This is a genomic window from Streptomyces sp. NPDC050636, from assembly GCF_040654775.1.
Lineage (GTDB): Bacteria > Actinomycetota > Actinomycetes > Streptomycetales > Streptomycetaceae > Streptomyces.
Genome location: NZ_JBFAIP010000213.1, coordinates 1 through 4,160 on the forward strand (window position 1 = coordinate 1; position 4,160 = coordinate 4,160).

Genomic DNA, 4,160 nt, shown 5'->3' on the forward strand with positions numbered 1-4,160 from the left:
GCCGCGGGCAGGTCGATCAACCCGCCCCAACGGTCCGGGTGCTCCAGACCGACGACCCGGCCCAGACCCCACACCTGCGCCTGCACCGGACTGACGAGCGCCTCGCCGGGCGTGGCCACGACCGCGCCACGGGTGGCTATCCACAGCGGCGCGACGACATCGGCATCGCCGAGGGCCTGTACGAGTCCCAGCGTCGCGGACAGTCCCCCGGCCACCACCGGGTGCTCCGGCACCGGCGCCTCGTCCAATGCCAGCAGCGACAGGACACCGGACACGCCGGCAGACTCCACGCCCGCACTCTCCAACACCTCGCCGAGCAGCGCAGCCACACCATCCCGGTCCACGGACCCGCCCGGGACCTCGGCCACGACGACCTCGGCCCCACGTGCGGCCAACGCGGCAACACACTGCCGTGCCACCTCCTCCTCGCCCATCCCGGCAGGGGCCGCGATCAGCCAAGTCCCGGACAACACACGGGAGTCGGGCTCGGCGGCCGGGGCCCAGCTCGCCCGGTAGCGCCAGTTCGCGGTCGCCGACCGGTCCTGCTCACGGCGCCGCCACGACGCAAGGGCGGGCAGCACCTCCCCCAGATGCTGCTGGTCCTCAAGGGCGAGCGTGTCCGCGATCCGGGCCAGGTCGCCGTCCTCGACGGCGGCCCAGAACTGCGCCTCCGCCGCCGTACTCGCGCCATCCCCGCCCGCGGCCGACCCCGGCGTCGGGAAGGCCAGGACCCCCTCCGGCCAGAACCGCCGGTGCCGGAAGGCGTAGGTGGGCAGTTCCACCCGCTTGCCGGTCGGCAGGACGGCGGACCAGTCCACGGCGGCACCGTTGACGAAGGCCCGCGCCAGGCCGTTGACCAGCCCGGTCACACCCTGGTCGTCGCGGCGCTGCAGCGGTACGAAGACGCCCTCCTCGCTGCCGATACCGGCCACGGCGTCCGGGCCAAGCGCCGACAGCGAGCCGTCGGGGCCCACCTCGATAAACACCGACACACCCTGCGCCGCGAGAGCGGCCACCGCATCGGCGAACCGCACCGCCTGCCGCGTCTGCCCAGGCCAGTAGCCACCATCGCACTCGGTCAGTACGTCACCGGCCAGCGCACCCGCCCACAGCAAATCCGGACGGCGATACTCCAACTCGCCTGCCACGGCGCCCAGTTCATCAAGGACCGGGTCCATCGCCGGAGAGTGGAACGCATGCGATACGCGCAGCCGCCGCACCCGACAGCCCCGCTCACGCCAGTGCTCGACCACCCGGTCCACTGCTTCGGCCTCGCCGGAGACCACCACGGACTCCGGTCCATTGACCGCCGCGATCGACACCCCGGGCAGCTCCGCCAGACCAGCGAGCACGTCGGCCTCGGGAGCGTTGATCGCCGCCATCGCACCGCCCGTGGGCAGTTCCTGCATCAGCCGTGCACGCGCCGCCACCAGCCGACAGGCGTCCCGTAGGGAAAGCACTCCCGCTACATACGCAGCCGCCACCTCACCCACCGAATGACCCACCACCGCGTCCGCGACCACACCAGCCGCCTTCAACACCGCAGCCAAAGCCACCTCGAACGCAAACAAACCCGCCTGCGCATACAACGTCTGATCCGTCAGACCCTCATCGACACCGTCCGCTCCCAGGACGACATCGCGTACGGAATCACGGACAGACGCTCCCAACTCCAACTCAAGGAGCCCACACACCCGATCAAACGTCTCGGCGAACACCGGACTGCCCTCATACAGACCGCGACCCATGCCCAACCACTGCGAACCCTGACCCGCGAACACCAGACCCACCCGGGCACCCTGCCGCGCGACACCCGACACCACCGAACCCGCCGACACACCACCGGCCAGGCTCTCCAGGCCAGTCAGCAGCCCCTCGCGCTCACTACCCACGACCACGGCCCGGTGCTCGAACGCCGACCGCGTCGTAGCCAACGACCAGCGCACATCCGAGGGCGCCAGCTCCGGACGCATCAGCATCCATTCACGCAGCCGTCCTGCCTGAGCCGACAGCCCCTCGGCCGACCGGCCCGACACCAGCCACGCACCGAAGCTGTTGGACGCCCCCACGATGGCCGACTGGCCCGCATCACCTGCCGGTTCAGCAGCGGAGGTCGTCAACTCACCCTTCTCGGCGGGTGCTTCCTCCAGGATGATGTGAGCGTTGGTGCCGCTCATTCCGAACGCCGACACACCCGCCCGCCGCGGACGCTCCCCAGCGGGCCACGGCACCGAATCGGCCAGCAGCCGCACCTCACCCGCCGACCAGTCCACGTGCGACGACGGCTCGTCCGCGTGCAGCGTCTGCGGCAACTGCTCGTGCTGCAACGCGAGCACCATCTTGATCAAGCCCGCCACACCGGCCGCCGCCTGCGTGTGCCCGATGTTCGACTTCACCGAGCCGAGCCACAACGGCCGGTCACCTGCGCGCTCTTGGCCGTACGTGGCGAGCAGTGCCTGCGCCTCGATCGGGTCACCCAGCGTCGTACCCGTACCGTGCGCCTCCACCACATCCACATCAGCGGCGGACAGCTGGGCACTGGCCAGCGCGGCACGGATCACCCGCTGCTGAGACGGGCCGTTGGGCGCAGTCAGACCGTTGGACGCACCGTCCTGGTTGGTCGCGGAGCCGCGTACCACCGCGAGGACCTTGTGGCCGTTGCGCCGGGCGTCCGACAAGCGCTCGACCACGAGCATGCCCGCGCCCTCGGCCCAGCCGGTGCCGTTCGCGTCCTCGGAGAACGCGCGGCACCGGCCGTCCACCGACAGTCCCTGCTGCCGCGAGAAGTCGATGAACGTACCCGGCGTCGCCATCACCGTCACACCGCCGGCGAGCGCGAGCGAGCACTCGCCCGAGCGCACCGCCTGAGCGGCGAGGTGCAGCGCCACCAGGGACGACGAGCACGCCGTGTCCACCGTCACCGCCGGCCCCTCCAGGCCCAGTACGTACGACACCCGGCCCGACAGCACACTCGTCGCATTGCCGGTCATCAGGTGCCCTTCAGCACCGGACCCACCCTGACCCGCCAACGTCACACCGAGCCCATAGCCCGACGCGAAGCCACCGGCGAAGACGCCCGTAGCGCTGCCACGCAACGCTCCGGGGTCGATGCCGGAGCGCTCCAGCGCTTCCCACGAGGTCTCCAGGAGCAGTCGCTGCTGGGGGTCCATGGCCAGCGCCTCGCGCGGGCTGATCCCGAAGAACCCCGCATCGAACTCCGCCGCGTCCCGCAGGAACGCACCCGACTGCGTATACGAGGTCCCCTCACTCTCCCGATCCGGGTCGTAGAACCCCTCCAGATCCCAACCACGGTCGGTCGGGAACCCACCCACCGCATCACCACCCGAAGCCAGCAACTCCCAGAACTCCTCAGGACTGCCCGCACCACCCGGGAAACGACACGCCATACCCACAATCGCCAACGGCTCATCCACAGCCACAGCCGACACAGCCGCCATAGCCGACACAGCAGCCACCGGCGCACCAGCCACCGCCTCCACCCCAGTCAGCTCACCCCGCAAGAACTCGGCCAGAGCAACCGGAGTGGGATAGTCGAACACCAACGTGGCAGGCAGTTTCAGTCCCGTCACACCGTTCAGGCGGTTGCGCAGTTCGACGGCGGTCAGCGAGTCGAAGCCCAGGTCCTTGAACGCCCGTCGGCCCTCGATCGCTTCGGCCGAGGCGTGCCCCAGTGCCGCGGCCACTTCGGCCCGCACCACGTCCGTCAGCACCCGCTCCTGCTCCGACCGTGCCAACCCGGCCAGGCGTCGCGCCAGTTCACCCTCACCGAGCGCCGCGACTTCGGTCCCCGCACTCGCGGCGACCAGTTGGCGAACCTCCGGCAGGTCGCGCATGAGCGGCATCTCCCGCACATCCGCCGCACCCGGCGCGGACGCCAGCTGCGCCCAGTCCACGTCCATCACCGTCAGGACGGCATCGGGGCCGTCCAGCGCCTCACCCAGGGCACGCGCGGCAAGCTGCGGGTCCATCGGCGGCATCGGGCCACGCTTGACCCGCGCCCGCACCGCATCGCTGGACTCGGCGAAACCGCCACCCGCCCAAACGCCCCATGCCACGGTCAGACCGGCCAGGCCACGGCTCCGCCGGTTCTCCGCCAGAGCGTCCAGGAAGGCGTTCGCCGCCGCGTAGTTGCCCTGACC

Annotated in this window: 1 protein-coding gene; it reads right to left on the reverse strand. The window is 70.8% G+C overall.

Annotated elements, in window-relative coordinates:
- Positions 1–4,160: beta-ketoacyl synthase N-terminal-like domain-containing protein (locus tag AB0I10_RS40575; protein ID WP_363157759.1), on the reverse strand; the 4,160-nt coding region annotated here is incomplete at both ends.